The sequence below is a fragment of the Micromonospora sp. LOL_015 genome (assembly GCF_048060275.1).
Classification (GTDB): Bacteria; Actinomycetota; Actinomycetes; order Mycobacteriales; family Micromonosporaceae; genus Micromonospora_E.
In genome coordinates this window covers 1-2,365 of the sequence record NZ_JBHMIO010000113.1, presented here as the reverse complement: position 1 = coordinate 2,365, position 2,365 = coordinate 1, and the positions used below count along the sequence as shown (strand labels likewise).

The window sequence follows — 2,365 nt, the reverse complement described above, 5'->3', positions numbered from 1 at the left end:
CGGCGGATCGGCGGGCATGGCTGGTCAACCTACCAGCATCCACAGCAGACAGCACCACCGGGATCAGGAACCTATCCAGTCACTCGAGCATGAGGATCACTTCTCATCTCCCCTTGGATGAGATAGGGGTAAACCGGAAGGAGATTCCATTGTCTCGCTCGACTTCGGACCCCTTCCAGTTGGATCCGACCTGAGGTCGGACAGTCAGCAAGTGAGCATCAGGCCTTCCTTGCCAAGCTTGTTTCATGTGGCGCGCAGCACCAAGATCGATCGGATCGATGTCCGCAGGCAGTAAATAAGCTTCGATAGAGCCCTCAGAACCGTTCACGCTTTCGCCAGCACCGAGCCCGAGTCCCGTCCGGTAAAAATCTGTCAGGGAAGCACATGCAGAAGCCGATACACCATTTCCTCCAGAAATCTTGACGATCAAACACACCTGCGTGTTTCCAGAGCGCCCCACCCAGTAATCCGCGATATCATCTTCGCCAAGAAATCGCACCGACTCTCGTGAGACGTTGCCGAGATGACCCAGGTCGACATCCTCCGGCACACGATCCTGCACAGATTGTGGAAGCGCCAGAATAGGCAACATTCTCTCGACTTCCACGCGGGGCGCATCCTGGGCAAGCGCCGGAAGCGCAGTCGAAATCACGATCAATGCCGCGACGCCAGCCGTTACGCCGAGAGCCGGAACTCGCACTCGAAACTCCCATCATTTCGTGACTGCCCGTAGGGTATACGATCAATTTCTTGAGGCACAGGTCAGATCCAGTTCCCCGGGAATCGTTCCGCCTGCGATCGGCCAATCCCAATGAAACTTCTGTGAAGCATCCACCACCTGGGCATGCGACAAGTAGACCGTCCCTCCCGAAGAAGCATAACCAACGGTCTGATAGCCAGGGTAGGAATAGTACGTCTCGATGACGTTGTACGCAGATCCGGCGTCACCACCTAGCATAGAGCTGGCCATACCGCCGGAAATTGAAGGTCGCACACCCGAGTAGCGGTGCTGAAGCTCTGCGGTGGGCGTATCATTGGCGTAATAGAAATAGGTAGCGGCCTGCGCCAGCGAGGCGGTAGTTAGGATCACAAATGCCGCAAATAGAGCGACGATCAAGACGTGCCCTAACCTATCGGCACGGGATACAAACGACGAGCCTTCCGAATCTTGCACTCCTATAGCAGTTCGATGGGGCAGATTCCCGATACTCCGCATGCATCGCAAGCATTCATCTCCTCGAATCGGAACTGACGCATAAGTTATGGTTGTCCGCTCCGACGAGCGTACAATGGCATCACAGCTCGCGCCAGCCCTCGATCTGCACGATGCAGCATAAGCAGCACCAGTACGCCGTCAAGTAACTGCTGGTCAGAGCAGCCATTAGGCTGCCTGGTCGATGGTCTGAAATTCGGCCGAGACAGCTAGAGTGTTCGTCAGAGAACCAGTCTTGTCGGTAGGTAGGGTACCCGCGCTGGTCAACACACAACCAGAACATGAGTAATATTCATGGTCAGCGGGTCCGTGTTAGTGGGCTTGGCAGGCGGCAGTTGCCTGAGCCTCGATCCACCGATGAAGGCCGGGTTGGCGAAGCCCCGAGGGTAGAAGGTGCCCTCTGAGCTGGAATGATAGGAGTTGCGAAGCTTCTATGTTCGGCTCGAAAGGGCACCTCGCAGGTGAGAACACGCCAGGACGCGCCGGTGGTGCGCGCGACGTTCGACGATCCGAATCTGGTGTCGTGTGCCGGTCTCGTTCCGGTGATGCGCCTGGCCGAGCAGGCCGGTCTGCATGACGCGGTCACCGACCGGGTGCGGCTGCCGACGGACAAGGGCGCGAACCCCGCCGGGAAGGTCGCCACGATCATGGCCGGGATGCTCGCGGGCGCGGACAGCATCGACGACCTCGACATCGCCCGGCACGGTGGCATGCGGTCGCTGTTCGGCAGCGTGTACGCGCCGTCGACGCTCGGATCGTTCCTGCGTACGTTCACCCACGGGCACGTACGGCAGCTACAGGCCGCCGCCCGCGACACCCTGATCGGTCTGGCCGGCCGGGCACCGATCCTGACCGGCGCCGACACCCTGTCTGGTTCACCGTCCACGGCCTGACCATCCTGCGACTCACCGGTGGCCTGACGAAACTCGGCCTAGACGCCCCGACGGACGAGTTGATCAGAGACACGTTCGCGGCGATCCTGCGCGACCCGGCCGGCCGCGATTGACATCGTCGAGGTGACGCTGACGCACGTTATTTCGCCAATTCAACGTGTGTCAGCGCCACCTCGCGAACGCCAGCGAGCCCCGGGACCACTGACCTAAACTTTGGTCGTTTTGTTGGCAATACTGCTGGTTTTGGGCTGGGTGCGGG

Annotated in this window: 2 protein-coding genes and 1 pseudogene; 1 reads left to right on the top strand and 2 read right to left on the bottom strand. The window is 59.5% G+C overall.

The features are described from left to right. Positions 1–103: 103 nt before the first annotated feature. Positions 104–700, bottom strand: coding sequence for a hypothetical protein (locus ACFHWU_RS28930; RefSeq protein ID WP_416592267.1), 597 nt, complete (start codon positions 698–700; stop codon positions 104–106). 42 nt (positions 701–742) lie between these two features. Then, on the bottom strand, positions 743–1,117 hold the full coding sequence (locus ACFHWU_RS28925) for a hypothetical protein (RefSeq protein ID WP_416592266.1): 375 nt from the start codon (positions 1,115–1,117) through the stop codon (positions 743–745). Between the two features lie 557 nt (positions 1,118–1,674). On the opposite strand from ACFHWU_RS28925, the pseudogene ACFHWU_RS28920 reads away from it, so the two are divergent. Beyond that, positions 1,675–2,076 (top strand): annotated as a pseudogene (locus ACFHWU_RS28920) (IS1380 family transposase); the annotation flags it as partial. Positions 2,077–2,365: the final 289 nt, after the last annotated feature.